Here is a 25,001-nt window from a genome sequence, read left to right as displayed (position 1 = left end):
CGCAACCTCGTCGGCGCATTTTCTTGACGTCTACGCGCTACAATATGGCTTTTGCCAATCTTCGAGGTGTGCGCTTTGACTGCTCCAGGTCCTTTGAATTCCACTGCTGGCTCGCTTTTTGTGGTGGCGACGCCCATTGGCAACCTGGACGACATCAGTGCACGGGCGCTGAAAGTGTTGCGTGACGTCAAATTGATTGCTGCCGAAGACACCCGGCACTCCCTGCGCTTGATGCAGCATTTTGGTATTGCCACGCCATTGGCCGCCTGCCATGAACATAACGAGCGCGACGAAGGCAGCCGCTTTATTACCCGCCTGCTTGCGGGCGACGACGTGGCGTTGATTTCCGACGCTGGTACGCCGCTGATCTCCGACCCTGGCTACCACCTGGTGCGCCAGGCACGTGCCGCTGGTATCAATGTAGTCCCGGTTCCCGGTGCGTGCGCGTTGATTGCCGCGTTGTCGGCGGCGGGCCTGCCGTCCGACCGCTTTATCTTCGAAGGTTTCCTGCCGGCCAAGGCCGTGGGGCGGCGGGCGCGCCTGGAGTTATTGAAGGAAGAGCCGCGCACCCTGATCTTCTACGAAGCACCGCACCGTATCCTTGAGTGCCTGCAAGACATGGAACTGGTCTTCGGTGGCGAGCGCCTGGCGCTGCTGGCGCGGGAACTGACCAAGACCTTTGAAACCCTCAAGGGTCTGCCTCTGGAAGCGTTGCGCGCCTTTGTCGAGGGTGACAGCAATCAGCAGCGTGGCGAGTGCGTGGTACTGGTTGCGGGTTGGACGGCACCGCAAAGCGAAGACGCGGTGGGTAGCGAAGCCATGCGCGTGCTGGACCTGTTGCTCAAGGAGATGCCCCTCAAGCGTGCCGCGGCCCTGGCGGCGGAAATAACCGGAGTGCGCAAGAACGTGTTGTATCAGGCCGCGCTTGATAAGCAAAAGAGCGAATAGTTCCTGGGTTTAACGTGCACGACGTCGGAACATGATGGCAATGCTGTCTTTTAATACTTGTTCTAAGGCCGCCGTGCCGTTAACCTTCGCGGCGGAGAGTCGATTGGACAGTCGCTGCCCTCTATGAAAATTAGGGGGGGGAGGAAAGTCCGGGCTCCATAGGGCGAAGTGCCAGGTAATGCCTGGGGGGCGTGAGCCTACGGAAAGTGCCACAGAAAATAACCGCCTAAGCACTTCGGTGCCGGTAAGGGTGAAAAGGTGCGGTAAGAGCGCACCGCACGACTGGCAACAGTTCGTGGCTAGGTAAACCCCACTTGGAGCAAGACCAAATAGGGTTCCAAGGCGTGGCCCGCGCTGGAACCGGGTAGGTTGCTAAAGATGTCCAGTGATGGCCATCGTAGACGAATGACTGTTCAAGACAGAACCCGGCTTATAGATCGACTCTCCACCTTTTTCCTTCTGCGCGAGTCTCGGGCAGAAACCAGGTAGTAACGCAAGAATCCCTCCCTGCCAAATCATTGGCAGATGCGTCTTCGTAATACCGAAAAAATCTTACTCTTAATAAATTACTTTAAGTTCAGGCTCTAGCTCTTTGAGCTATTTGGGGTTGTTGAGTCAAAAACATCACCGAACTCTCGTTTCTCCTCCTTTTGCGCTCCTAAATCTCCGTTCTGTAAGGCTTTTCCTTTAATCCGCGCCTTGACGGTGTGGTGGGCGCATTCCTATAGTGTGCGCAAGTGGCGGAAAGTGGCACAAAGTGGGTTTTTTGAACGTAAAACGCTAAAATTTGGAGAAACGCATCTGTGTTTCGCGGAGCTAACGCTATAAGTCTCGATGCAAAAGGCCGTCTCGCCATGCCGAGCCGGTATCGTGACGAGCTCATTTCGCGAAGTTCAGGCCAGTTAATCATCACGATTGATGCCGTTGATCCATGTTTGTGTGTTTACCCCCTCGATGAGTGGGAGTTGATTGAAACCAAGTTGCGCGCTCTGCCTTCGTTACGTGAAGAAAACCGCCGTCTGCAACGTTTGCTGATTGGTAATGCCGTCGACCTCGAACTCGATGGCAGTGGTCGTTTCCTGGTTCCGCCGCGTCTGCGCGAATACGCCAAGCTGGATAAGCGCGCGATGCTGGTAGGCCAACTGAACAAGTTCCAATTGTGGGACGAAGATGCCTGGGATGCTGTTTCTGCAGCTGACCTGGCTGCTATTCAACAACCGGGCGCCATGCCTGATGAACTGCGTGATTTGATCCTGTGACTATTGATAGCGGCTTTAACCACATCACCGTGCTGCTTGACGAAGCCGTCGAGGCTCTCGCCGTGCGCCCTGATGGCTGCTATCTGGATGGCACGTTTGGGCGCGGGGGGCACAGCCGGTTGATCCTCAGCCAGCTCGGCCCGGAGGGTAAACTCCTCGGGTTCGACAAGGATCCCCAGGCGATTGCCACCGGGCAAGCGCTAGCGGCCGAAGACGGCCGCTTTGTCGTTGTGCAGCGCAGCTTTGCCGAGCTGGGCGCGGAAGTCGCCGAGCGTGGCATGGCGGGCAAGGTGGCCGGGGTTTTGCTGGACCTGGGCGTGTCCTCGCCGCAGCTGGACGACCCTGAGCGCGGCTTCAGCTTCATGAACGACGGCCCGCTGGACATGCGCATGGACCCGAGCCGTGGCATCAGTGCCGCGCAGTTCATCGCCACCGCACCCCACGAAGAAATCACCCGAGTATTCAAGGAATATGGCGAAGAACGTTTCGCCGGCCGCATGGCCCGTGCCGTGGTCGAGCGCCGGGAAATCCAGCCGTTCGAACGCACCGCCGACCTGGCTGAAGTACTGAAAGTCGCCAACCCGGCGTGGGAAAAGGGCAAGAACCCGGCAACCCGCGCGTTCCAGGGCCTGCGCATTCACGTCAACAACGAACTGGGTGACCTGGAGGCTGGCCTCGAGGCTGCCCTGGAGTCCCTGGAAGTGGGCGGTCGTCTCGTAGTGATCAGCTTCCACTCCCTGGAAGACCGCATCGTCAAACTGTTCATGCGTCGTCTGGTCAAGGGCGAAACCGATAACCTGCCGCGCAACCTGCCGGTACGTTTCGAAGCCTTTGTGCCGAAAATCAAAATCCATGGCAAAGCGCAGTTCGCTTCCGAAGCCGAACTCAAGGCCAACCCACGTGCTCGCAGCGCCGTCATGCGCGTTGCGGAGAAGCTGCGGTGAGCAAGCTTTTCGCCAAGCCCCTTCCGGGCGGCAGCTTCTTTATGATGCTGCTGTATGTCGGCGTGCTGGTGTCCGCGATAGCGGTGTCCTACAGCGCCCACTGGAATCGTCAGCTGCTCAATAGCCTGTACGGCGAATTGAGCGTGCGTGACAAGGCGCAGGCGGAATGGGGTCGGTTGATCCTGGAGCAGAGCACCTGGACGGCCCACAGCCGCATCGAAGTGCTCGCCGCTGAGCAACTGAAGATGCATATTCCTGGCGCAGCAGAAGTCCGCATGGTGGCGCCATGATGAAACTTGAAGGCGCTCTCTACCCGTGGCGCTTCCGCGTCGTGCTGGGCTTGCTCGCATTGATGGTGGGCGCGATTGCCTGGCGCATCATTGACCTGCAAGTGGTAGACCGCGACTTCCTGATCGGCCAGGGCGACGCCCGTAGCCTGCGGCATATCCCGATTCCTGCGCACCGCGGCCTGATCACCGACCGTAACGGTGAGCCCCTGGCTGTCAGTACCCCGGTTACCACCCTGTGGGCCAACGCCAAGGAACTGCAAGTCGCCAAGGACAAATGGACCGAGCTGGCCCATGCCCTCGGCCAGGATCCCAAGGCCCTCAAGGAGCGTCTTGAGGCCCAGGCCAATAAAGAATTCATCTATCTGGTTCGCGGCCTCACCCCTGAACAGGGTCAAGGTGTGCTCGACCTGAAAATCCCCGGTGTCTATGGCATCGAGGAATTCCGACGTTTCTACCCGGCCGGTGAAACCACTGCCCATATGGTTGGCTTCACCGACATTGATGATCATGGCCGCGAAGGGGTGGAACTTGCCTACGACGAGTGGCTGGCCGGGGTTCCCGGCAAACGACAGGTCATCAAGGATCGTCGCGGCAGACTGATCAAGGATGTCCAGGTCACCAAAAACGCCAAGGCCGGTAAGCCCTTGGCGTTGTCGATTGACCTGCGCCTGCAATACCTGGCCAACCGCGAGCTGCGCAACGCCATCATCGAGAACGGTGCCAAGGCCGGCAGCCTGGTGATCATGGACGTGAAGACCGGCGAGATCCTCGCGATGGTCAACCAGCCGACCTACAACCCCAACAACCGTCGCAACCTGCAACCGGCGATGATGCGCAACCGCGCGATGATCGACGTGTTCGAACCGGGTTCGACCATGAAAGCCATCTCCATGAGTGCGGCCCTGGAATCCGGGCGCTGGAAGCCGACCGACAAGGTCGAGGTTTATCCCGGCACTCTGCAACTGGGCAAGTACACCATCCGCGACGTATCCCGCAGCGAAGGGCCGGTGCTGGACCTGACCGGCATCCTGATCAACTCCAGTAACGTCGGCATGAGTAAAGTCGCCTTTGATATCGGCGGCGAGACCATCTACCACTTGGCGCAGAAGATCGGCCTGGGCCAGCCCACTGGCCTGGACTTCCCGGGTGAGCGCGTCGGCAACCTGCCCAACTACCGTGAATGGCGCAAGGCCGAGACGGCGACCCTCTCCTACGGCTACGGCCTGTCGGTGACCGCGATCCAATTGGCCCATGCCTTCTCCGTGCTGGCCAACAATGGCCGCATGACGCCGTTGAGCTTGATCCACGTGGACGAAGCGCCGAAATCCGAACAGGTCATCCCGGAAAGCGTCGCCAAGACCATGCAGACCATGCTGCAACAGGTGATCGAGGCGCCGCGTGGTGTGTTCCGTGCCCAGGTCCCGGCCTATCACGTGGCCGGCAAATCCGGTACCGCGCGTAAGACGTCGGTGGGCACCAAGGGTTATGCCGAAAACTCCTACCGTTCGCTGTTCGCTGGCTTCGGCCCGATGAGCGATCCGCGCTACGCCATCGTTGTCGTCATCGACGAACCGAGCAAGGCCGGCTACTTCGGTGGCCTGGTCTCGGCACCGGTATTCAGCAAAGTCATGTCCGGCACCCTGCGCTTGATGAACATCACGCCGGACAACCTGCCGCCGACCCAACAAGCCAACGCCGGACCACCGGCTGCTGCGGTAAAAGCCAATGGAGGGCGCGGCTGATGTCTCTTAGCCTGAACAAGATTTTCGCCCACGCTGGCCGCGATCTGTTGATTCGCGAACTGAGCCTCGACAGCCGCAATGTACGTGCCGGCGACCTGTTCCTGGCCGTGCCGGGTGGCAAACTCGATGGCCGTGCTCATATTGCCGACGCCTTGCAGCGCGGTGCGGCAGCGGTGGCCTATGAAGTTGAAGGCGCCACCGTTCTGCCAATCACCGATGTGCCGCTGATCCCGGTCAAGGGCCTGGCGGCGCAGTTGTCGGATATCGCCGGGCGTTTTTATGGCGACCCGAGCCGCCAGCTCAACCTGATTGGTGTCACTGGCACCAACGGCAAGACCAGCGTCACCCAACTGGTGGCCCAGGCGCTGGACCTGCTGGGTCAGCACTGCGGCATCGTCGGGACCCTAGGCACCGGTTTCTACGGCGCGCTGCAAAGCGGCCTGCATACCACGCCGAATCCGATTGCCGTGCAGGCGACCCTGGCCGACCTGAAAAAGGCCGGGGCCAAGGCCGTCGCCATGGAAGTCTCGTCCCACGGCCTGGATCAGGGCCGGGTGACCGCGCTGGCGTTCGACGTGGCGGTGATGACCAACCTGTCCCGCGACCACCTGGATTACCACGGCAGCATGGAGGCCTACGCTGCCGCCAAGGCCAAGCTGTTCGGCTGGAATGACCTCAAGTGCCGGGTGGTGAACCTGGACGATGCATTCGGTCGCCAGCTGGCCGCAGAAAAAAGCGAAGCACGCCTGATCAGCTACAGCCTGGAAGACTCCAGCGCCTACCTGTATTGCCGCGAAGCACAGTTCAATGATGAAGGCGTGCTCGCAACGCTGGTCACGCCCCAGGGCGAGCACCACTTGCGCAGCACCTTGCTGGGCCGCTTCAACCTGAGCAACGTCCTTGCAGCCATCGGCGCCTTGCTGGGCCTGGATTACGCCCTGGACGAAATCCTGCGCGTGTTGCCCAAGCTCGAAGGCCCGGCCGGGCGCATGCAGCGCCTGGGTGGCGGGACGCAGCCGCTGGTGGTGGTTGATTACGCCCACACCCCGGATGCCCTGGAAAAAGTGCTCGAAGCCCTGCGCCCGCATGCCAAGGGCAAGTTGCTGTGCCTGTTCGGCTGCGGTGGCGACCGTGATCGCGGCAAACGCCCGCTGATGGCCGAGATTGTCGAGCGCCTGGCCGATGGCGTGCTGGTCACCGACGACAACCCGCGCAGCGAAGCCCCGAGCCAGATTTTCGATGATATTCGTGCAGGCTTCAAAGACGCCTCCCAAGTGACCTTTGTTGCCGGTCGCGGTGCTGCCATTGCCCAATTGATCGCCAGCGCCAGCGCAGACGACGTGGTGGTCCTGGCCGGTAAAGGCCATGAGGACTACCAGGAGATCAACGGCGAGCGCCACGCTTTTTCCGATCTGGTCGAGGCCGATCACGCCTTGACTGCGTGGGAGGTTGCCCATGCTTAAGGCCATGAAATTCAGCGAGCTGACCCAGGCCCTGGCGGCCCGCGTGTTGTCGAGCGATTGCAGCTTTGACGGCGTCAGCATCGACAGTCGCAACATCAAGCCGGGGCAACTGTTTGTCGCCTTGGCCGGCCCGCGTTTCGACGGGCATGACTATTTGAATGAGGTGGCTGCCAAAGGTGCCGTCGGCGCCTTGGTACAGCGTGAAGTCGCTGACTCGACACTGCCGCAGTTGCTGGTGGCCGACACTCGCCTGGCCCTTGGTCAACTGGGAGCGCTTAACCGCGCAGCGTTTACCAACCCGGTTGCGGCGATCACAGGTTCCAGTGGCAAAACCACGGTCAAGGAATTGCTCGCCGGCATCCTGCGCACGCGCGGGCCGGTGCTTGCCACCCGTGGCAACCTCAACAACGATTTTGGCGCACCGCTGACGCTGCTCGAACTGGCCCCGGAACACACGGCGGCGGTCATCGAGTTGGGCGCGTCGCGCATTGGCGAAATTGCCTACACCGTGGCTATGACCCGGCCGCACGTCGCCATTATCAACAACGCCGGTACCGCCCATGTTGGCGAGTTTGGCGGCCCCGAGAAGATCGTCCAGGCCAAGGGTGAAATCCTTGAGGGCCTGGACGCTTGCGGCGTTGCCGTACTGAACCTCGATGACAAAGCCTTCGAAACCTGGCGTGTACGTGCCGCCGGGCGCAAGGTCCTGAGCTTCGCCGTGCACAACGCTGCGGCTGACTTCCATGCTTCGAACATCACGCTCGATGCCCGTGGCTGCCCGGCTTTCACCTTGCACAGCCCGCAAGGTGACGAGCCTGTGCAACTGAACCTGCTGGGCAACCATAACGTTGCCAACGCCTTGGCCGCTGCTGCTGCCGCCTACGCCCTGGGTGTGTCGCTGTTCGGCATCGCCACCGGCCTTGGCGCCGTGCAGCCGGTCAAGGGCCGCACCGTGGCGCAGTTGGCGACCAACGGCATGCGCGTGATTGATGATACGTACAACGCCAACCAGTCCTCGGTCTGTGCTGCCATTGACCTGCTCAAGGGCTTTGACGGTCGCAAGGTCCTGGTGCTGGGCGATATCGCCGAACTGGGCGACTGGGCCGAACAGTCCCATCGTGAAGTCGGCGCCTACGCCGGCGGTAAGGTCGACGCGCTCTACGCCGTCGGCCCGAACATGGCCCACGCCGTCGCCGCGTTCGGTGCAGGCGCGCGGCATTTCGCGACCCAGGCCGAATTGATCCAGGCGCTGGGTATGGCCGAACAAGACAAACACACAACCATTTTGATCAAGGGATCGCGCAGCGCGGTGATGGAAAACGTCGTCGCGGCCTTGTGTGGCTCAAGTACGGAGAAACATTAATGCTGCTGCTGCTGGCTGAGTATCTGCAACAGTTCCACAAAGGCTTCGCGGTCTTTCAGTACCTGACCCTGCGCGGGATCCTGGGTGTGCTGACCGCGCTGTGTTTGTCGCTGTTTCTCGGGCCATGGATGATCCGTACCCTGCAAAACCTGCAGATCGGCCAGTCCGTGCGCAATGACGGCCCGCAGTCGCACTTGTCCAAGTCCGGCACACCGACCATGGGCGGCGCGTTGATCCTGTCGTCCATCGGCATCAGCACCTTGCTCTGGGCCGACCTGGCCAACCGCTACGTGTGGGTGGTGTTGCTGGTAACCCTCTTGTTCGGCGCCATCGGCTGGGTCGATGACTATCGCAAGGTGATCGAGAAGAACTCCAAGGGCCTGCCAAGCCGCTGGAAATATTTCTGGCAGTCGGTGTTTGGCCTGGGCGCGGCGATCTTCCTTTATATGACAGCGCCGAGCGCGGTGGAAACCACCCTGATTTTCCCGATGCTCAAGGATGCCAGCATCCCGTTGGGCATTGGTTTCGTGGTGCTGACCTACTTTGTGATCGTCGGCTCCAGCAACGCGGTCAACCTGACTGATGGCCTCGATGGCCTGGCGATCATGCCGACGGTGATGGTGGGCGGTGCCCTGGGCATCTTCTGCTACCTGTCGGGTAACGTGAAATTCGCTGAATACCTGCTGATCCCTTATGTACCGGGCGCCGGTGAATTGATTGTGTTCTGCGGCGCGCTGATCGGTGCCGGCCTGGGCTTCCTGTGGTTCAACACCTATCCGGCCCAAGTGTTCATGGGTGACGTCGGCGCCCTGGCGCTGGGTGCGGCTCTGGGCACCATCGCCGTGATCGTGCGCCAGGAAATCGTCCTGTTCATCATGGGCGGTGTGTTCGTGATGGAGACCCTGTCGGTGGTGATCCAGGTTGCGTCCTTCAAGTTGACTGGCCGCCGTGTGTTTCGCATGGCTCCGATTCATCACCACTTTGAACTCAAGGGCTGGCCTGAGCCGCGGGTGATCGTCCGTTTCTGGATCATCACCGTGATTCTTGTGCTGGTTGGCCTTGCCACCCTGAAACTGAGGTAGAAACGAGTGTCCCTGATCGCTTCAGACCACTTCCGCATCGTTGTCGGCCTCGGCAAGAGCGGCATGTCCCTGGTTCGCTTCCTGGCGAACCGGGGCACGTCGTTTGCCGTGGCCGATACGCGGGAAAATCCACCGGAGCTGGTCACGCTGCGCCGTGACTACCCGCACGTGGAAGTGCGTTGTGGCGAGTTGGATGTCGAGTTTCTGTGCCGTGCCGACGAACTCTACGTGAGCCCCGGCCTGGCCCTGGCGACCCCGGCGCTGCAAGCGGCCGCGGCGCGTGGGGTGAAATTGTCTGGCGATATCGAGCTGTTTGCGCGTAACGCCAAGGCGCCGATCGTGGCGATCAGCGGCTCCAACGCCAAGAGCACCGTCACCACCCTGGTCGGCGAAATGGCGGCTGCGGCCGGCAAGCGCGTGGCCGTGGGCGGCAACCTCGGTACGCCGGCGCTGGACCTGCTCAGCGACGATATCGAACTGTACGTGATGGAGCTGTCGAGCTTCCAACTGGAGACCACCGATCAACTCGGCGCCGAAGTGGCCACCGTGTTGAACGTCAGCGAAGACCATATGGACCGCTACAGCGGCCTGCCGGCTTATCACCTGGCCAAGCACCGGATCTTCCGGGGTGCGCGGCAAGTGGTGGTCAATCGCCAGGATGCCCTGAGCCGTCCGTTGATGGGCGAAGGCCTGCCATGCTGGACGTTTGGCTTGAGCAAACCCGATTTCAAGGCCTTTGGTATCCGTGAAGAGAATGGCGAGAAATACCTGGCCTTCGAATTCCAGAACCTGATGCCGGTGCGTGAACTGAAGATCCGTGGCGCCCATAACCAGTCCAATGCCCTGGCGGCCTTGGCGTTGGGGCACGCGGTTGGTCTGCCGTTCGACGCGATGCTGTCGAGCCTGCGCACCTTTGCCGGGCTTGAGCACCGCTGCCAGTGGGTGCGCGACCTGGATGGCGTGAGCTACTACAACGATTCCAAGGCCACCAACGTCGGTGCGGCATTGGCCGCCATTGAAGGCCTGGGCGCGGATATCGAAGGCAAGCTGGTGCTGATCGCCGGTGGCGATGGCAAGGGTGCCGACTTCAAGGACCTCAAGGGCCCGGTGGCTTCCCATTGCCGCGCGGTGGTGTTGATGGGCCGTGACAGCGACTTGATTGCCGCCGCCCTGGGCGACGCGGTACCGCAAGTGCGTGCCACCTCCCTGGACGACGCCATCGCCCAATGCCGTGCCCTGGCCCAGCCCGGCGATGCCGTGCTGCTGTCGCCGGCGTGCGCCAGTTTCGACATGTTCAAGAACTACGAAGAGCGCGGCCAGTTGTTCGCCCGCGCCGTGGAGGGCTTGGCATGAGTCTGGACCTGAAGAACATCATCAAGCCGTACCCGTCGCCGATCATTACCGGGCGCGGGATCGACCTCGACTTCCCGATGCTCGCCGGTTGCCTGGCGCTGCTGGGCCTGGGCCTGGTGATGATCACCTCGGCCTCCTCGGAAGTGGCCGCGGTACAGTCGGGCAACACCCTTTATCACATGATTCGCCACCTGATTTACCTGGTGATTGGTCTCGGTGCCTGCATCGTCACCATGATGATCCCTATCGCCACCTGGCAGCGCCTGGGTTGGCTGATGCTGATCGGTGCCTTCGGCTTGCTGGTGATGGTGATCGTCCCCGGTATCGGCCGCGAAGTGAACGGGTCGATGCGCTGGATCGGCTTCGGCGCGTTCAACGTGCAGCCTTCGGAAATCGCCAAGGTCTTCGTGGTGATTTACCTGGCCGGTTACCTGGTGCGCCGACAGAAAGAAGTGCGCGAAAGCTGGATGGGCTTCTTCAAGCCGTTCATCGTGCTGCTGCCCATGGCTGGCCTGCTGCTGATGGAGCCGGACTTCGGCGCCACCGTGGTAATGATGGGCGCCGCTGCGGCGATGCTGTTCCTCGGCGGTGTGGGCCTGTTCCGCTTTGCCCTGATGGTCGGGCTGGCGGTGGCCGCTGTGACGATCCTGGTGCAGGCGCAACCCTACCGGATGGCGCGACTGATCACCTTTACCGACCCGTGGTCCGACCAGTTCGGTTCCGGCTACCAGTTGACCCAGGCGCTGATCGCCTTCGGTCGCGGCGAGTGGCTGGGCGTGGGCCTGGGCAACAGCGTGCAAAAGCAGTTCTACCTGCCGGAAGCGCATACCGACTTCGTGTTCTCGGTGCTCGCCGAAGAGTTGGGCGTGGTCGGCTCCCTGGCCACTGTCGGGCTGTTCGTGTTCGTCTGCGTGCGGGCCATGTACATCGGCCTGTGGGCGGAGAAAGCCAAGCAATTCTTTGCGGCCTATGTCGCGTACGGCCTGGCCTTCCTGTGGATCGGCCAGTTCCTGATCAACATCGGCGTGAACGTCGGCCTGCTGCCGACCAAGGGCCTGACCTTGCCGTTCCTCAGCTACGGCGGCAGCTCGTTGGTGATCTGCTGTGCCTGTCTGGGCTTGTTGCTGCGTATCGAATGGGAGAGTCGAACCCATCTGGGCAGCGAAGAGATGGAATTCAGCGAGAGCGATTTCGCCGAGGAGCCGACCCATGGGCGCTAACGTGCTGATCATGGCCGGCGGCACCGGCGGCCACGTGTTCCCGGCGCTGGCCTGTGCCCGTGAGTTCCAGGCCCGTGGCTACACCGTGCATTGGCTGGGTACGCCCCGTGGCATTGAAAATGAATTGGTCCCGGCTGCCGGTTTGCGCCTGCACCTGATCAACGTCAGCGGCCTGCGCGGCAAGAGCAAATTGTCCCTGCTCAAGGCGCCGTTCGTATTGCTCAAGGCGGTGTGGCAGGCGCGCAAGGTCATCCGTGAGTTGAAGCCGGTATGCGTGCTGGGTTTTGGTGGCTATGTCACCGGTCCTGGCGGTGTGGCCGCGCGGTTGGCGGGGGTGCCGGTGATCGTCCACGAACAGAATGCCGTGGCTGGTACTGCCAACCGTCTGTTGGCGCCATTGGCGGCGCGGGTCTGCGAGGCGTTCCCGAATACGTTTGCAGCCATGGACAAGCGGCGTACCACCGGCAATCCGGTGCGTACCGAATTGTTCATGGACATTGCCCGCCAAACCCTGGCCGGGCGCAAGGCGCATCTGCTGATCCTGGGCGGAAGCCTGGGCGCCGAGCCGTTGAACAAATTGCTGCCAGAAGCGCTGGCGCAACTGCCTGTGGAACTGCGTCCCGAGATCTTCCACCAGGCGGGCAAGAACCACGATGAAGTGACTGCCGCCCGCTATCGCGAGGCCGGTGTCGAGGCGACGGTAGAGCCCTTTATCAAAGACATGGCCCATGCCTATGGCTGGGCCGACCTGGTGGTCTGTCGCGCAGGTGCGTTGACCGTCAGTGAACTGGCTGCTGCCGGTCTGCCGTCCTTGCTGGTGCCTTTGCCCCATGCGATTGACGACCACCAGACCCGCAACGCCGAATATTTGGCCGGGGAGGGCGCTGCCTTCCTGCTGCCGCAAAGAACGACTGGCGCCGCCGATCTGGCCGCACGCCTGACTGAGGTTTTGATGCAACCCGAACGACTGAACAGCATGGCGAGCACCGCAAGCCGCCTGGCCAAACCCGACGCCACCCGCAGCGTGGTCGATATCTGCCTGGAGGTGGCCCATGGTTGAGAATCAAAAAGCCATGCCGCAACCGGAAATGCGCCGCATCCGTCGCATCCACTTCGTCGGTATCGGCGGCGTGGGCATGTGCGGGATCGCCGAGGTGTTGCTGAACCTGGGTTACCAGGTTTCCGGTTCCGACCTCAAGACGTCGCCGGTCACTGAGCGCCTGGAGTCGTTCGGCGCGCAGATCTTTATCGGCCACCGCGCCGAGAACGCCGCGCAAGCCGATGTACTGGTGGTTTCCAGTGCCGTGAACACCTCCAACCCGGAAGTGGCCACCGCCCTTGAGCGCCGTATTCCCGTGGTGCCCCGCGCCGAGATGCTGGCTGAGCTGATGCGCTACCGCCACGGCATCGCTGTTGCCGGTACCCACGGCAAGACCACCACGACCAGCCTGATCGCCTCGGTGTTTGCAGCCGGCGGCCTGGACCCGACCTTCGTGATCGGTGGCCGGCTGAATGCAGCAGGTACCAATGCACAACTGGGTACCAGCCGCTATCTGATCGCCGAAGCCGATGAAAGCGACGCCAGCTTCCTGCACCTGCAGCCGCTGGTGGCCGTGGTCACCAACATCGACGCCGACCACATGGCGACCTACGACGGTGACTTCAACAAACTGAAGAAAACCTTCGTCGAATTCCTGCACAACCTGCCGTTCTACGGCCTGGCCGTGGTGTGCCTGGACGATCCGGTGGTGCGGGAAATCCTGCCGCTGGTCAAGCGTCCGACCGTGACCTACGGCTTCAGCGAAGACGCCGACGTGCGTGCGATCAATGTACGTCAGCAAGGCATGCAGACCTTCTTCACCGTGCTGCGTCCGGATCGCGAACCACTGGATGTGTCGGTGAACATGCCGGGCAACCACAATGTGCTCAATTCCCTGGCGACCATCTGCATCGCCACCGATGAGGGTGTCAGCGATGAAGCCATCGTCGAAGGCCTGTCGGGCTTCGCCGGCGTGGGCCGGCGCTTCCAGGTCTACGGCCAGTTGCCGGTAGACGGCGGCGACGTGATGCTGGTGGACGACTACGGTCACCACCCGACCGAAGTTGCCGCCGTGATCAAGGCCGTGCGCGGTGGTTGGCCGGAGCGCCGCCTGGTGATGGTCTACCAGCCGCACCGCTACAGCCGCACCCGCGACCTGTACGACGATTTCGTCAATGTATTGGCCGATGCCAACGTGTTGCTGCTGATGGAAGTCTACCCGGCCGGTGAAGAACCGATCCCCGGCGCCGACAGCCGCAAGCTGTGCAACAGCATCCGCCAGCGCGGGCAACTGGACCCGATCTATATCGAGCGTGGCGTCGACCTCGCGCCGATCGTCAAGCCGCTGCTGCGTGCCGGCGACATCCTGCTGTGCCAGGGTGCCGGTGATATCGGCGGCCTTGCCCCTAAATTGCTGGCGAGCCCGCTGTTTGCGGCCGCTGCTGTGCAGGGGAAGTCGAAATGACCACGAACTACGGCTCCCTGTTTTCCACCATCGTGCCTGCCGACTTCGGCCGCGTGGCCGTGCTGTTCGGCGGCAAGAGCGCTGAGCGCGAAGTGTCGCTCAAGTCTGGCAACGCCGTGCTCCAAGCGCTGCAAAGCGCGGGTGTGAACGCCTTCGGCATCGACGTGGGCGATGACTTCCTCGCCCGCCTGCAGGCCGAGAAGATCGACCGCGCCTTCATCATCCTGCACGGCCGTGGCGGTGAAGACGGCAGCATGCAGGGCCTGCTGGAGTGCGCCGGTATTCCTTACACCGGCAGCGGCATCCTCGCTTCGGCACTGGCCATGGACAAGTTGCGCACCAAGCAGGTGTGGCACAGCCTGGGCATTCCGACACCGCGTCACAGTGTGCTGTGCAGCGAAGACGATTGTATTTCTGCAGCCAAGGAACTGGGCCTGCCTTTGATCGTCAAACCAGCCCATGAAGGCTCCAGTATCGGCATGGCTAAAGTGAACTCGGCCGCCGAATTGATCGACGCATGGAAAGCGGCAAGTACCTACGATTCGCAAGTGTTGGTGGAACAGTGGATCCAGGGTCCCGAGTACACCATCGCCACCCTGCGTGGCCAGGTATTGCCGCCCATCGCATTGGGCACGCCCCACACCTTTTACGACTACGACGCCAAGTATGTGGCTTCCGATACCCAGTACCGGATCCCATGCGGCCTCGATGCAACCAAAGAGCAGGAATTGATGGACCTCACGGCGAAAGCCTGTGAGGCGTTGGGTATCGCTGGTTGGGCGCGGGCAGACGTGATGCAGGATGACCAAGGGAATTTCTGGTTCCTGGAAGTCAACACTGCACCGGGCATGACCGACCATAGCCTGGTACCCATGGCTGCACGGGCAGCCGGCCTGGACTTCCAGCAGTTGGTGCTGGCAATTCTGGCGGCTAGCTATACAGAGGCACGAGGTTAAGACCATGCAAGGCGCATCGCTTCGTCATCAGCAACCCGCTCCCGGCCGCAAGCCGGTGCCGCGTGGTGCCAGTCGAATGGTGGCTAAAGAGCCGATGTCGGCGCGCCTGCCGAAAGCCAACTTTGGTTTTCTCAAGGCCTTGTTCTGGCCGGTACTGCTGGTAGCGCTGGGCTTTGGTACCTATGAAGGTGCGCAGCGGCTGTTGCCGTATGCCGACCGCCCGATCACCAAGATCAGCGTGCAGGGCGACTTGAGCTACATCAGCCAGCAAGCGGTGCAGCAGCGGATCGCGCCTTTCGTGGCCGCGAGCTTCTTCACCATCGACCTGGCAGGCATGCGTGCCGAACTGGAACAGATGCCGTGGATTGCCCACGCCGAAGTACGGCGCGTGTGGCCGGATCAAGTGACGATCCGCCTGGAAGAACAACTGCCCGTGGCCCGTTGGGGCGACGAGGCGCTGTTGAACAACCAGGGCCAGGCATTCAACCCGCGCGAGTTGGCCAACTACGAGCATTTGCCGCAGTTATTCGGACCGCAACGGGCACAGCAGCAAGTGATGCAGCAGTACCAGGCCTTGAGCCAGATGCTGCGGCCACTGGGCTTCTCCATTGCGCGCCTGGAATTGCGCGAGCGGGGCAGCTGGTTCCTGACCACCGGGGCAGGCAGTTCCGGCCCGGGCATCGAGTTGTTGCTGGGACGCGACCACTTGGTGGAGAAGATGCGCCGCTTTATCGCCATCTACGACAAAACCCTGAAAGAACAGATTACGAACATTGCGAGCATCGACCTGCGTTATGCCAACGGCCTGGCCGTTAGCTGGCGCGAACCGGCTGCGCCCACGGCAGCGCAACCCGCTGTCGCGAAGAATTAAGAAGAGGCAGGACCCATGGCAAACGTGCAAAGCGGCAAAATGATCGTCGGTCTCGATATCGGCACCTCCAAGGTGGTGGCGCTGGTAGGCGAGGTCGCGGACGACGGCACGCTGGAAATCGTCGGAATCGGCACGCATCCGTCCCGGGGCCTGAAGAAGGGCGTGGTGGTCAATATCGAATCCACCGTGCAATCGATCCAGCGCGCCATCGAAGAAGCGCAACTGATGGCCGGCTGCCGGATTCACTCGGCGTTCGTCGGCGTGGCGGGCAATCACATCCGCAGCCTGAACTCCCACGGCATCGTGGCGATCCGCGACCGTGAAGTCAGCTCGGCCGACCTTGAGCGCGTCCTGGACGCCGCCCAAGCCGTGGCGATCCCGGCTGACCAGCGCGTGTTGCACACCCTGCCGCAGGACTACGTGATCGATAACCAGGAAGGCGTACGTGAGCCCCTGGGCATGTCGGGCGTACGTCTGGAAGCCAAGGTCCACGTAGTGACCTGCGCGGTGAATGCTGCACAGAACATCGAAAAATGCGTGCGCCGCTGCGGCCTGGAAATCGACGACATCATTCTTGAGCAACTGGCCTCGGCCTACTCGGTACTGACCGACGACGAAAAAGAACTGGGCGTGTGCCTGGTGGACATCGGCGGCGGCACCACCGACATCGCAATCTTCACCGAGGGTGCGATCCGTCACACCGCGGTGATCCCGATTGCCGGCGACCAGGTGACCAACGACATCGCCATGGCGTTGCGTACACCGACCCAGTACGCCGAAGAAATCAAGATCCGCTACGCCTGCGCCCTGGCCAAGCTGGCCGGTGCCGGTGAAACCATCAAGGTGCCAAGCGTGGGCGATCGTCCACCGCGCGAACTGTCGCGCCAGGCCCTGGCCGAAGTGGTCGAGCCGCGCTACGACGAACTGTTCACCCTGATCCAGGCTGAACTGCGCCGCAGTGGCTACGAAGATTTGATCCCGGCCGGCATCGTGCTGACCGGTGGCACCTCGAAGATGGAAGGCGCGGTCGAACTGGCCGAGGAAATCTTCCACATGCCGGTCCGCCTGGGCGTGCCCCATGGCGTCAAGGGCCTGGGCGACGTGGTGCGCAACCCGATTTATTCCACCGGTGTGGGCTTGCTGTTGTACGGCCTGCAAAAGCAGACCGACGGCATTTCCCTGTCGGGCATTGGCAGCCGCGAAAGCTACAGCAGTGACGAGCCTAAAGCGCCGTTGCTGGAGCGCCTGCAAGCCTGGGTGAAGGGCAATTTCTAAAGATTTACCGCAACACCGTTTCAAGTAGTAGGCGAAAAAACTAGAGAAATGAAAGGAGAGGGAAAATGTTCGAACTCGTAGACAACATCCCCGCAAGCCCGGTTATCAAAGTAATCGGTGTAGGCGGTGGCGGCGGCAACGCTGTCAACCATATGGTCAAGAGCAACATTGAAGGCGTTGAATTCATCTGCGCCAACACTGATGCCCAGGCGCTCAAGAGCATTGGCGCGCGGACCATCCTGCAATTGGGCACTGCGGTGACCAAGGGCCTGGGCGCTGGCGCCAATCCGGAAGTCGGCCGTCAAGCCGCCCTGGAAGACCGCGAGCGTATTGCCGAAGTGCTGCAAGGCACCAACATGGTGTTCATCACCACTGGCATGGGCGGTGGTACCGGTACCGGTGCAGCGCCGATCATTGCCGAAGTAGCCAAGGAAATGGGGATCCTGACGGTTGCTGTCGTGACCCGTCCGTTCCCGTTCGAAGGCCGCAAGCGCATGCAGATCGCCGACGAAGGTATCCGTCTGCTGTCTGAAAGCGTTGACTCGTTGATCACCATCCCCAACGAGAAACTGCTGACCATCCTCGGTAAAGACGCAAGCCTGCTGTCGGCTTTCGCCAAGGCTGATGACGTACTGGCCGGTGCCGTTCGCGGTATCTCCGACATCATCAAGCGCCCGGGCATGATCAACGTCGACTTTGCCGACGTACGCACTGTCATGAGCGAAATGGGCATGGCGATGATGGGCACTGGCTGCGCCAGCGGTCCTAACCGTGCACGTGAAGCGACCGAAGCGGCCATCCGCAACCCGTTGCTCGAAGACGTGAACCTGCAAGGTGCACGCGGCATCCTGGTGAACATCACCGCCGGTCCTGACCTGTCCCTGGGTGAGTACTCCGACGTGGGTAGCATCATCGAAGCCTTCGCTTCCGAGCACGCGATGGTCAAGGTCGGTACCGTTATCGATCCGGACATGCGCGACGAACTGCATGTGACCGTGGTTGCCACTGGCCTGGGCGCTAAAATCGAGAAGCCTGTGAAGGTCATCGACAATACCGTTCACACCAGCCAGGCGTCTTCGACTGCCGCTCCAGCGCCTGTGCGCCCGGAAATGCCGTCGGTGAACTACCGTGACCTGGATCGTCCGACCGTGATGCGCAACCAGGCTCAGGCCGGTGCTGCTGCGTCCCGTAGCCCGAATCCGCAAGATGATCTGGATTACCTGGACATCCCGGCTTTCCTGCGTCGTCAGGCCGATTGATGGAATGTATCAGGGCTATGAAGGTGATTGGTGTTCAGCAAAGGTCTGGTCTGTTATTATCGCCAGCCTTTGTTGATACCAGTTCGCAATTTGCGCTGAAGCGGTCCAAGCCATGATTAAACAACGCACCCTGAAGAATATTATCCGTGCCACAGGTGTAGGTCTGCACTCCGGGGAGAAGGTATACCTGACCCTCAAGCCCGCACCTGTCGACACCGGCATCGTGTTTGTTCGTGCCGACCTGGACCCTGTGGTGCAGATTCCTGCTCGCGCGGAAAACGTTGGCGAAACCACCATGTCGACCACATTGGTCAACGGTGACGTCAAAGTGGACACGGTGGAGCACTTGCTCTCGGCCATGGCTGGCCTGGGCATCGATAACGCCTACGTCGAGCTCTCCGCGTCTGAAGTCCCGATCATGGATGGTAGCGCTGGACCTTTCGTATTCCTGATTCAATCTGCCGGCCTGGAAGAACAGGACGCAGCCAAGAAGTTCATTCGCATTCTGCGGGAAGTGACAGTAGAAGACGGCGACAAGCGCGCCACCTTCGTCCCGTTCGAAGGCTTTAAAGTGAGCTTTGAGATCGATTTCGATCACCCGGTATTCCGTGACCGCACCCAAAGTGCAAGCGTGGATTTTTCCAGCACTTCGTTCGTAAAAGAAGTCAGCCGCGCCCGTACCTTTGGTTTCATGAGTGACATCGAGTACCTGCGCAAGCACAACCTCGCACTCGGCGGCAGCGTGGAAAACGCCATCGTGGTCGACGCGGATGGTGTACTGAACGAAGACGGCCTTCGTTATGAAGACGAGTTCGTGAAGCACAAGATCCTCGATGCAATTGGTGACCTCTACCTGCTGGGCAATAGCCTGATAGGCGAGTTCAAAGGCTTCAAGTCGGGCCATGCACTGAACAACCAGCTCCTGCGCAAATTGATTGAGCAGAAAGATGCTTGGGAAGTCGTGACCTTCGAAGATGCCAGCACCGCACCGATCTCTTACATGCGTCCCGTTGCGGCGGTGTAAGTAACAACTCTCTTTCTTTAGTTTTTAAAGGCTGCCTTCGGGTGGCCTTTTTTTATTGGCAAACATCCGCCTATAGGGGCCGGCAAGCCGGCTCCTACATTCAAGGCGCCAGCAGTGTGGCCGCATCGACCACGCGGTTGCGCCCGCTATTTTTCGCCTCATACAACGCCCGGTCAGCACTGAGCAGCAACTGCTCCAATGACGCGCTGCTGCGTTTGTCCCAGGTGCTCAAGCCGATACTCACCGTAACTGGCTCACTATCACCCGCAACGGGCGGCAAGTGCTGGATCCCCTGGCGGATACGCTCAGCAATCGCCCGGGCACCGCTGGCATCGGTATTGGGCAGGATCACCGCAAACTCTTCGCCGCCATAACGTGCCGCCAGGTCGGCCGGGCGGCGGATCTGGCTGCCGATCACCTGTGCCACGCTGCGCAGCGCTTCGTCGCCGCCCAGGTGACCATGGCGGTCGTTGAAGGCCTTGAAGTGGTCGACGTCGATCATCAGCAACGCCAAGGGCTCGGCGGAGCGGCGGGCGCGGTCCCATTCCAGGGTCAGGCGCTGGTCGAGGATACGGCGGTTGGCCAGGCCGGTCAGGCCGTCGGTGGCTGCCAGTTCTGACAGCACCTTCTCGGCGCGGTAACGCCGCCGTAGTTCCAGGCGCAACATCCAGCTCAACCATAACAGGCCCACACACAACACCCCGGTGGCGCCTGCCGTCAGCCATGCGGCGCGTTGCCAGGCGGCGAATACATCGTCGCTGGCCAAGGCCACCACCACGATCAATGGCAACTGGCCGACATTGGTGAAGGTGTAAAGCCGGGGGGTACCACTGATCGCAGAGATCGCCCGGAAGCTGCCGCTGCCCTCTTGCAGCATGCGCTTGAAGTTGGGGCGCGAACTCAGGTCCTTGTCGATCATGTCCCGTTCGAGCAGGGGCTGCTGCGCCAGCAGGATGCCCTGATTGTTCAGCAGGTTGATGGTGTTGCCGCTACCAATGGTCAGGCTGCTGAACAACTGATCGAAATACGCCAAGCGCATGGTCGCCACCGCTACCCCGGTAAATTCGCCATTGGGCCCGGTCACGCGGCGGCTGAAAGCGATGCGCCAGATTTGCTCGCAGTCACAGTGGATCTTGAACGGGCGGCTGATAAACAGGCCGGTCTCGGGGTTTTGCTGATGGATTTGGAAGTAGTCGCGGTCGGCGAAGTTGCGCAGGGTGGGGGTCTGCGTCGACGAGTCGGCCAGCACCGTGCCCTGTGCGTCCAACAGCAGGACTTCGCCTTTGTAGGGCGCTGCGGTGGATTGGTCGAATTGCAGTTGGTGCCGCACATCGCCCGGCAGGCCGGACAAATCCCGACCTGCAGCAGCAATCAGCCCTTGCAGCGCCAAGTCATACAGCTCGACGTTGCGCAGCACATCGGCATTGATCAACTGGGTGATATTGCTGGTGGAGCGCTGGGCGGTCTGTAACGTGCTGGCGTGCTCGCGGATCAGCAGCACGGCGACGATGATCAGAATCAGCACAACGGTGAGGCCACTGCCCAGAATCAGCAAAAGCTCCGGGCGTGCAGGCAGTTTAAGGGCGCGGCGTTGACTCATCGGACTGACTTCGGCGGTGACGATGATGGCAGTTTAATTCCGCGCGCCTGAAATTAAGCAATCGGCGAAAAAGATAATTCGCCGTCAGAACACATTGATCGGGTAGTCAACGATTACCCGGTACTCATCCACATCACGGTCCACCGCCGAGTAGCCATTGCTGCCACGGTTGGTCGCCCATTGCAGGCGCACCGCCAAGTCCTTGGCCTTGCCGCCCTGTACCACGTACTTGAGGTCGATATCCCGTTCCCAGTGCTTGGCATTCTTGCCGTCGGCGCTGTACCAGGCCGAGTAGCCGCGGCTGTTGGGGTCGACCTTGGTCAGGTCGGTCTTGCCGCTGATGTACGACACCGCGGAGGTCAGGCCGGGCACGCCAAGGCCTGCGAAGTCGTAGGCGTACTTGAGCTTCCACGAGCGCTCGTTGGGCCCGTTGAAGTCCGAGTATTGCTGGGAGTTGTCCAGGTACACGCTGTCGCCCTGGGCGATGTAGTCGAACGGCGTGTTGCCATTGACCCGCTGGTACGCGGCCGTGACGCTGTGATTGCCCACGCCCACGGTGAAATGCAGGCTGTAGGTGTTGTTGTCGATATCCCCCAGCAGGGCATGGCCGGTGTCTTGGGTGTGGTAGAAGTGCAGGCCGGGGTTGAGGCTGACCAGGTCATTGAGCGCGTAGGTGTAGTCCAGGTCGTAGTAGTACTGGTTCCACACGTCCTTGAGTTCAGAGGCGTACAGGTTGCTGGTCAGCCCTGGCAGGCCGCTCCAGGCCACGCCGGCCCAGTTCATGTGCTGGCTGTCCTGGCCCTTGGGCAGCGCGCCGTAGCTGGTGCCGATACGCCCGTGGCCGCTCTGGTTATAGAGCTTGGCGAAACTGGCCTGGCCACCTTCGAACATCCAGCCGTCAAGGCTGTGGTTGGTCAGGCTGACGCCACGAAAGGTCTCGGGCAGCATGCGCGTCATGCCACCGGCAATCACCGGGTTGTTGAGGAACAGGTCGCCGGCTTTGAGTTCGGTGTCGAAGGCGCGCATTTTCAGGGTGCCGCCACCGGTAGAAAACGAGCCCGGCGCTTTGCCGTTGCCGCTGCCGTACGGCAGGATGCTGGAGCCGTCGGTGCCACCGCCGCCGTCCAGTTTCAGGCCGAGCATGGCATGGGCGTCCAGGCCAAAACCCACGGTGCCTTGGGTGTAGCCAGACTCGAAGACCCCGAGGAAGCCCTGGCCCCACTCTTTGCTGTCGTCAGTGTGGATGTCGCGGCGGTCGCGGCTCATGTAGTAGTTGCGGGTGTTGATAGTGAGGCTGGAGCCTTCGACGAATCCGTCGGTGGGAGGGGCATCTGCGGCATGGGCGAGAGGGGAGATAGTTGCTGCAATCGCGAGGAATAACGGGGTGAATGTCAGCGCGGGTTTCACCGGGGAAGCTCCTTTGGATGAGTCTGAACGGCCAATGTTGTGGGGTGTTCCTGGCCTTTTTTACGGCAAAAAAAAGCCGCTGAAGTCAGCGGCTTTAAGACAGATTCCCAGTGTAGAGCCCTGGAAATAAGTCGAGGGAAATAGCAGGGCGGGTCGGCTGTCTTTGCCGTCTCGCTCGTCGATGCGACATATTGGCGCAGGCGAGCGGTACGGTACAGAGTGTAACAAGATAATGACTGTTGCCCAAATCGCAACAGTCAAGACGGCGATCTACCTATGGGGATGGGCTTGTGTGGGAGCGGGCTTGCTCGCGATAGCGCGTATCAGTCGGTTAGTCGGGCACTGACACACCGCTATCGCGAGCAAGCCCGCTCCCACATTTTGATTGTGTAGTGGTTTAAAAAAATTAGATGGGCAGGGTGATACCAAAGGTATTGCCACCGTGTTCACTGCGCACAAACACATCCCCGCCATGCATCAAGGCAATCGCCTTGACGATGGCCAGCCCCAACCCATGATTGGCCCCGCTGTTACTGCGCGAGGCGTCGACGCGGTAGAAGCGCTCGAACAAGCGCGGCAGATGTTCGCTGGCGATCAGCTCCCCTGGGTTGGTCACGCCAATTAGCACCTGCTGCTCCTGCGTTTCAATCCGTACCTGGATCTCCTGCCCCGGCGAGGTGTGCTGCACGGCATTGTTCAGCAGGTTGATCAGCGCCCGGCGCAAATGAGCCTTTTCGATCTGGACCTGGGCATCGCCGACCACGGTGACCCGCACCTGGGCGTCTTCGAGGATAAAGTCCAGGTACTCGAGGGTCGTCGCCACCTCATCGGCCAGGGAGCACTCAATCAGTTTGGTGGCCTTGCTGCCCTGGTCGGCGCTGGCCAGGAACAGCATGTCATTGATGATCGAGCGCAGGCGTTCCAACTCTTCCAGGTTCGATTGCAGCACTTCGAAGTAGTGCTCGGCCGAGCGGCCACGGGTCAGCGCCACCTGGGTCTGGCCGATCAGGTTGGTCAGTGGCGAGCGCAGTTCGTGGGCCACGTCGGCATTGAAGGACTCCAGGCGTGAGTAGGCGGTTTCCACCCGCTCCAGGGTCGAGTTGAAGGAGTTGACGAACTGCTTGAGCTCCGGCGGCAACGGCGACAACTGTAAGCGCCCCGACAGTTTGGGCGGTGCCAGTTTTTGCGCCTCATCCGACAGCTTGATCAACGGTTTGAGACCGATGCGCGCGACCCAGAAGCCCAGCAGCGAAGCCAGTACCACGCCGACAAACGACAGGCTGATCAACGCCATCAGCAGATGGTGCTGGGTGGCGCGGAAGTTGGCGGTGTCGATGGCGATCATAAAGCGCAGCGGCGGGCGCTGGTCCTTGGCCGGGAACTGACTGACCAGCACCTTGAACGGATAGGCGTGGCCCGGCAGGTACAAATCACGCTTGCCCGTGGGGCCAGCGGCGAATTCGCGGATACGTGCGTCGGGTTTGCCGTACTCATAGGTCGGGTCACTGCTCACCACCCAGAAACGAATGCGCGTGTCCTCTTCCCCCAGCAGCTTGAGTTTGCTGGCCATCTTCACCCAATGATCCGGCGTGCCGAAACGCGTGATCGACGACTCCAGCACACTGTAGCGCGCATCCAACTCGGCCCCCGGCAACAAGCCCAGGCCACGGTCCACCTGCTGGTACAGCGCGCCACCGATCAGCAGGAAAATCACCAGCGCCACCAGGGTGAACATGCCGCTCAGGCGCAGGGCAATCGAGTTACTCGACACTGCGATTCTCCAGCACATAGCCCATGCCGCGGATGGTGTGCAGCAGCTTGTGCTCAAATGGCCCGTCGAGCTTGGCCCGCAGGCGCTTGATTGCCACTTCGACCACATTGGCATCGCTGTCGAAATTGATGTCCCAGACCATTTCCGCAATCGCCGTCTTCGACAGGATTTCGCCCTGGCGCCGGGCCAGGACGCTGAGCAGCGAGAACTCCTTGGCGGTCAGGTCCAGGCGCTGGCCGGCGCGGCTGGCCTTGCGGCTGATCAGGTCGATCCACAGGTCGGCGATGCTCACCTGTACCGGCTCATGCCCGCCGCTGCGCCGGGTCAGGGCTTGGAGGCGCGCCACCAGTTCGAGGAAGGAAAACGGCTTGCCCAGGTAATCGTCGGCGCCTTCGCGCAGGCCGCGAATGCGGTCTTCCACACGCTCGCGGGCGGTGAGCATGATCACTGGCGTCTGCTTGCGGGCCCGCAGTGCGCGCAGCACGCCAAAGCCGTCGAGGCCGGGCAGCATCACATCGAGCACGATCACCGCGTAGTCGCTTTCCAGGGCCAGGTGCAGGCCCTCGATGCCGTCGCGGGCCACGTCCACGGTGTAGCCTTGTTCCGTCAGCCCGCGATGCAGGTAGTCGGCGGTTTTTTCTTCGTCTTCAATAATCAGGACGCGCATGAC

At 61.3% G+C, this 25,001-nt stretch carries 21 protein-coding genes and 1 other RNA gene; 18 read left to right on the top strand and 4 right to left on the bottom strand.

All coding sequences use genetic code 11. From position 1 onward, the window contains the following. The first annotated feature begins 75 nt into the window (after positions 1 to 75). The 18 genes from rsmI (at position 76) to lpxC (ending at position 19,553) form a co-directional block, all read left to right on the top strand. Positions 76 to 948: a 16S rRNA (cytidine(1402)-2'-O)-methyltransferase gene (gene rsmI, locus C5F71_RS07315; protein ID WP_029297815.1), complete on the top strand. Its 873-nt coding sequence runs from the start codon at positions 76 to 78 to the stop codon at positions 946 to 948. Between the two features lie 95 nt (positions 949 to 1,043). Beyond that, an RNA gene (gene rnpB, locus C5F71_RS07310) (RNase P RNA component class A) lies at positions 1,044 to 1,397 on the top strand. 354 nt (positions 1,398 to 1,751) lie between these two features. After that, positions 1,752 to 2,207, top strand: a complete 456-nt coding sequence (gene mraZ / locus C5F71_RS07305; RefSeq protein WP_003171868.1) for a division/cell wall cluster transcriptional repressor MraZ — start codon at positions 1,752 to 1,754, stop codon at positions 2,205 to 2,207. Continuing rightward, positions 2,204 to 3,151 (top strand): 16S rRNA (cytosine(1402)-N(4))-methyltransferase RsmH, encoded by a 948-nt coding sequence (gene rsmH / locus C5F71_RS07300; protein WP_029297816.1) that lies wholly within the window; start codon positions 2,204 to 2,206, stop codon positions 3,149 to 3,151. The genes mraZ and rsmH overlap by 4 nt, the downstream gene beginning before the upstream one ends. Then, entirely contained in the window at positions 3,148 to 3,441 is a 294-nt protein-coding gene (ftsL, locus tag C5F71_RS07295) for a cell division protein FtsL (RefSeq protein ID WP_029297818.1), read from the top strand. Before rsmH ends, ftsL begins: the two co-directional genes overlap by 4 nt. Next, entirely contained in the window at positions 3,441 to 5,183 is a 1,743-nt protein-coding gene (locus tag C5F71_RS07290; RefSeq protein ID WP_166647860.1) for a penicillin-binding protein 2, read from the top strand. The genes ftsL and C5F71_RS07290 overlap by 1 nt, the downstream gene beginning before the upstream one ends. After that, complete coding sequence (locus tag C5F71_RS07285) at positions 5,183 to 6,646, top strand: UDP-N-acetylmuramoyl-L-alanyl-D-glutamate--2,6-diaminopimelate ligase (protein WP_092238215.1); 1,464 nt, start codon at positions 5,183 to 5,185, stop codon at positions 6,644 to 6,646. Before C5F71_RS07290 ends, C5F71_RS07285 begins: the two co-directional genes overlap by 1 nt. Next, positions 6,639 to 8,009, top strand: a complete 1,371-nt coding sequence (gene murF / locus C5F71_RS07280; protein WP_104910894.1) for a UDP-N-acetylmuramoyl-tripeptide--D-alanyl-D-alanine ligase — start codon at positions 6,639 to 6,641, stop codon at positions 8,007 to 8,009. Before C5F71_RS07285 ends, murF begins: the two co-directional genes overlap by 8 nt. After that, entirely contained in the window at positions 8,009 to 9,091 is a 1,083-nt protein-coding gene (mraY, locus tag C5F71_RS07275; protein WP_029297824.1) for a phospho-N-acetylmuramoyl-pentapeptide-transferase, read from the top strand. The genes murF and mraY overlap by 1 nt, the downstream gene beginning before the upstream one ends. A 6-nt stretch (positions 9,092 to 9,097) precedes the next feature. After that, positions 9,098 to 10,444, top strand: coding sequence for a UDP-N-acetylmuramoyl-L-alanine--D-glutamate ligase (gene murD, locus C5F71_RS07270; RefSeq protein WP_104910893.1), 1,347 nt, complete (start codon positions 9,098 to 9,100; stop codon positions 10,442 to 10,444). After that, positions 10,441 to 11,664, top strand: a complete 1,224-nt coding sequence (gene ftsW, locus C5F71_RS07265; protein ID WP_029297828.1) for a putative lipid II flippase FtsW — start codon at positions 10,441 to 10,443, stop codon at positions 11,662 to 11,664. Before murD ends, ftsW begins: the two co-directional genes overlap by 4 nt. Beyond that, positions 11,654 to 12,724 carry an undecaprenyldiphospho-muramoylpentapeptide beta-N-acetylglucosaminyltransferase gene (gene murG, locus C5F71_RS07260; RefSeq protein ID WP_092238209.1) on the top strand — a complete coding sequence of 357 codons (1,071 nt, stop codon included), beginning with the start codon at positions 11,654 to 11,656 and terminating at the stop codon, positions 12,722 to 12,724. Before ftsW ends, murG begins: the two co-directional genes overlap by 11 nt. Beyond that, positions 12,717 to 14,168 (top strand): UDP-N-acetylmuramate--L-alanine ligase, encoded by a 1,452-nt coding sequence (gene murC, locus C5F71_RS07255; protein ID WP_029297832.1) that lies wholly within the window; start codon positions 12,717 to 12,719, stop codon positions 14,166 to 14,168. Before murG ends, murC begins: the two co-directional genes overlap by 8 nt. Beyond that, positions 14,165 to 15,124 carry a D-alanine--D-alanine ligase gene (locus tag C5F71_RS07250; protein WP_104910892.1) on the top strand — a complete coding sequence of 320 codons (960 nt, stop codon included), beginning with the start codon at positions 14,165 to 14,167 and terminating at the stop codon, positions 15,122 to 15,124. Before murC ends, C5F71_RS07250 begins: the two co-directional genes overlap by 4 nt. A 4-nt stretch (positions 15,125 to 15,128) precedes the next feature. Beyond that, on the top strand, positions 15,129 to 15,995 hold the full coding sequence (locus C5F71_RS07245; protein WP_029297835.1) for a cell division protein FtsQ/DivIB: 867 nt from the start codon (positions 15,129 to 15,131) through the stop codon (positions 15,993 to 15,995). 15 nt (positions 15,996 to 16,010) lie between these two features. After that, the gene (gene ftsA / locus C5F71_RS07240; RefSeq protein ID WP_029297837.1) at positions 16,011 to 17,270 is read left to right on the top strand and encodes a cell division protein FtsA; all 1,260 of its coding nucleotides are present in this window, start codon (positions 16,011 to 16,013) and stop codon (positions 17,268 to 17,270) included. A gap of 65 nt (positions 17,271 to 17,335) precedes the next feature. After that, positions 17,336 to 18,529, top strand: coding sequence for a cell division protein FtsZ (gene ftsZ / locus C5F71_RS07235; protein ID WP_029297839.1), 1,194 nt, complete (start codon positions 17,336 to 17,338; stop codon positions 18,527 to 18,529). Between the two features lie 112 nt (positions 18,530 to 18,641). Continuing rightward, a complete protein-coding gene (gene lpxC, locus C5F71_RS07230) occupies positions 18,642 to 19,553 on the top strand; it encodes a UDP-3-O-acyl-N-acetylglucosamine deacetylase (RefSeq protein WP_029297841.1) in 912 nt (303 codons plus the stop codon). A 100-nt stretch (positions 19,554 to 19,653) separates the two neighbouring features. Here the strand turns inward: lpxC and C5F71_RS07225 are convergent, their stop codons facing one another. The 4 genes from C5F71_RS07225 to C5F71_RS07210 all read right to left on the bottom strand — a co-directional run bounded on the left by C5F71_RS07225 (position 19,654) and on the right by C5F71_RS07210 (position 24,998). After that, complete coding sequence (locus tag C5F71_RS07225) at positions 19,654 to 21,153, bottom strand: sensor domain-containing diguanylate cyclase (RefSeq protein ID WP_070994085.1); 1,500 nt, start codon at positions 21,151 to 21,153, stop codon at positions 19,654 to 19,656. Between the two features lie 84 nt (positions 21,154 to 21,237). Continuing rightward, positions 21,238 to 22,560, bottom strand: a complete 1,323-nt coding sequence (locus C5F71_RS07220; RefSeq protein WP_104910891.1) for an OprD family porin — start codon at positions 22,558 to 22,560, stop codon at positions 21,238 to 21,240. Between the two features lie 406 nt (positions 22,561 to 22,966). Next, positions 22,967 to 24,331: a heavy metal sensor histidine kinase gene (locus tag C5F71_RS07215; protein WP_070994083.1), complete on the bottom strand. Its 1,365-nt coding sequence runs from the start codon at positions 24,329 to 24,331 to the stop codon at positions 22,967 to 22,969. Then, complete coding sequence (locus tag C5F71_RS07210) at positions 24,321 to 24,998, bottom strand: heavy metal response regulator transcription factor (protein ID WP_029297848.1); 678 nt, start codon at positions 24,996 to 24,998, stop codon at positions 24,321 to 24,323. Before C5F71_RS07210 ends, C5F71_RS07215 begins: the two co-directional genes overlap by 11 nt. Positions 24,999 to 25,001: the final 3 nt, after the last annotated feature.

Origin of the sequence: Pseudomonas sp. LG1D9 (assembly GCF_002949995.1) — a bacterium.
Lineage (GTDB): Bacteria > Pseudomonadota > Gammaproteobacteria > Pseudomonadales > Pseudomonadaceae > Aquipseudomonas > Aquipseudomonas proteolytica.
The sequence above is the reverse complement of the archived record's forward strand: the minus strand, read 5'-3'. Positions and strand labels throughout refer to the sequence as shown.

Excerpts from the sequence above, each read along its gene's own strand:
- C5F71_RS07290 (WP_166647860.1), top strand. The coding sequence starts at position 3,441 with ATGAAACTTGAAGGCGCTCTCTACCCGTGGCGCTTCCGCGTCGTGCTG.
- C5F71_RS07285 (WP_092238215.1), top strand. The coding sequence starts at position 5,183 with ATGTCTCTTAGCCTGAACAAGATTTTCGCCCACGCTGGCCGCGATCTG.
- murF (WP_104910894.1), top strand. The coding sequence starts at position 6,639 with ATGCTTAAGGCCATGAAATTCAGCGAGCTGACCCAGGCCCTGGCGGCC.
- mraY (WP_029297824.1), top strand. The coding sequence starts at position 8,009 with ATGCTGCTGCTGCTGGCTGAGTATCTGCAACAGTTCCACAAAGGCTTC.
- ftsW (WP_029297828.1), top strand. The coding sequence starts at position 10,441 with ATGAGTCTGGACCTGAAGAACATCATCAAGCCGTACCCGTCGCCGATC.
- murG (WP_092238209.1), top strand. The coding sequence starts at position 11,654 with ATGGGCGCTAACGTGCTGATCATGGCCGGCGGCACCGGCGGCCACGTG.
- murC (WP_029297832.1), top strand. The coding sequence starts at position 12,717 with ATGGTTGAGAATCAAAAAGCCATGCCGCAACCGGAAATGCGCCGCATC.
- C5F71_RS07250 (WP_104910892.1), top strand. The coding sequence starts at position 14,165 with ATGACCACGAACTACGGCTCCCTGTTTTCCACCATCGTGCCTGCCGAC.
- C5F71_RS07245 (WP_029297835.1), top strand. The coding sequence starts at position 15,129 with ATGCAAGGCGCATCGCTTCGTCATCAGCAACCCGCTCCCGGCCGCAAG.
- ftsA (WP_029297837.1), top strand. The coding sequence starts at position 16,011 with ATGGCAAACGTGCAAAGCGGCAAAATGATCGTCGGTCTCGATATCGGC.
- ftsZ (WP_029297839.1), top strand. The coding sequence starts at position 17,336 with ATGTTCGAACTCGTAGACAACATCCCCGCAAGCCCGGTTATCAAAGTA.
- lpxC (WP_029297841.1), top strand. The coding sequence starts at position 18,642 with ATGATTAAACAACGCACCCTGAAGAATATTATCCGTGCCACAGGTGTA.
- C5F71_RS07225 (WP_070994085.1), bottom strand. The coding sequence starts at position 21,153 with ATGAGTCAACGCCGCGCCCTTAAACTGCCTGCACGCCCGGAGCTTTTG.
- C5F71_RS07210 (WP_029297848.1), bottom strand. The coding sequence starts at position 24,998 with ATGCGCGTCCTGATTATTGAAGACGAAGAAAAAACCGCCGACTACCTG.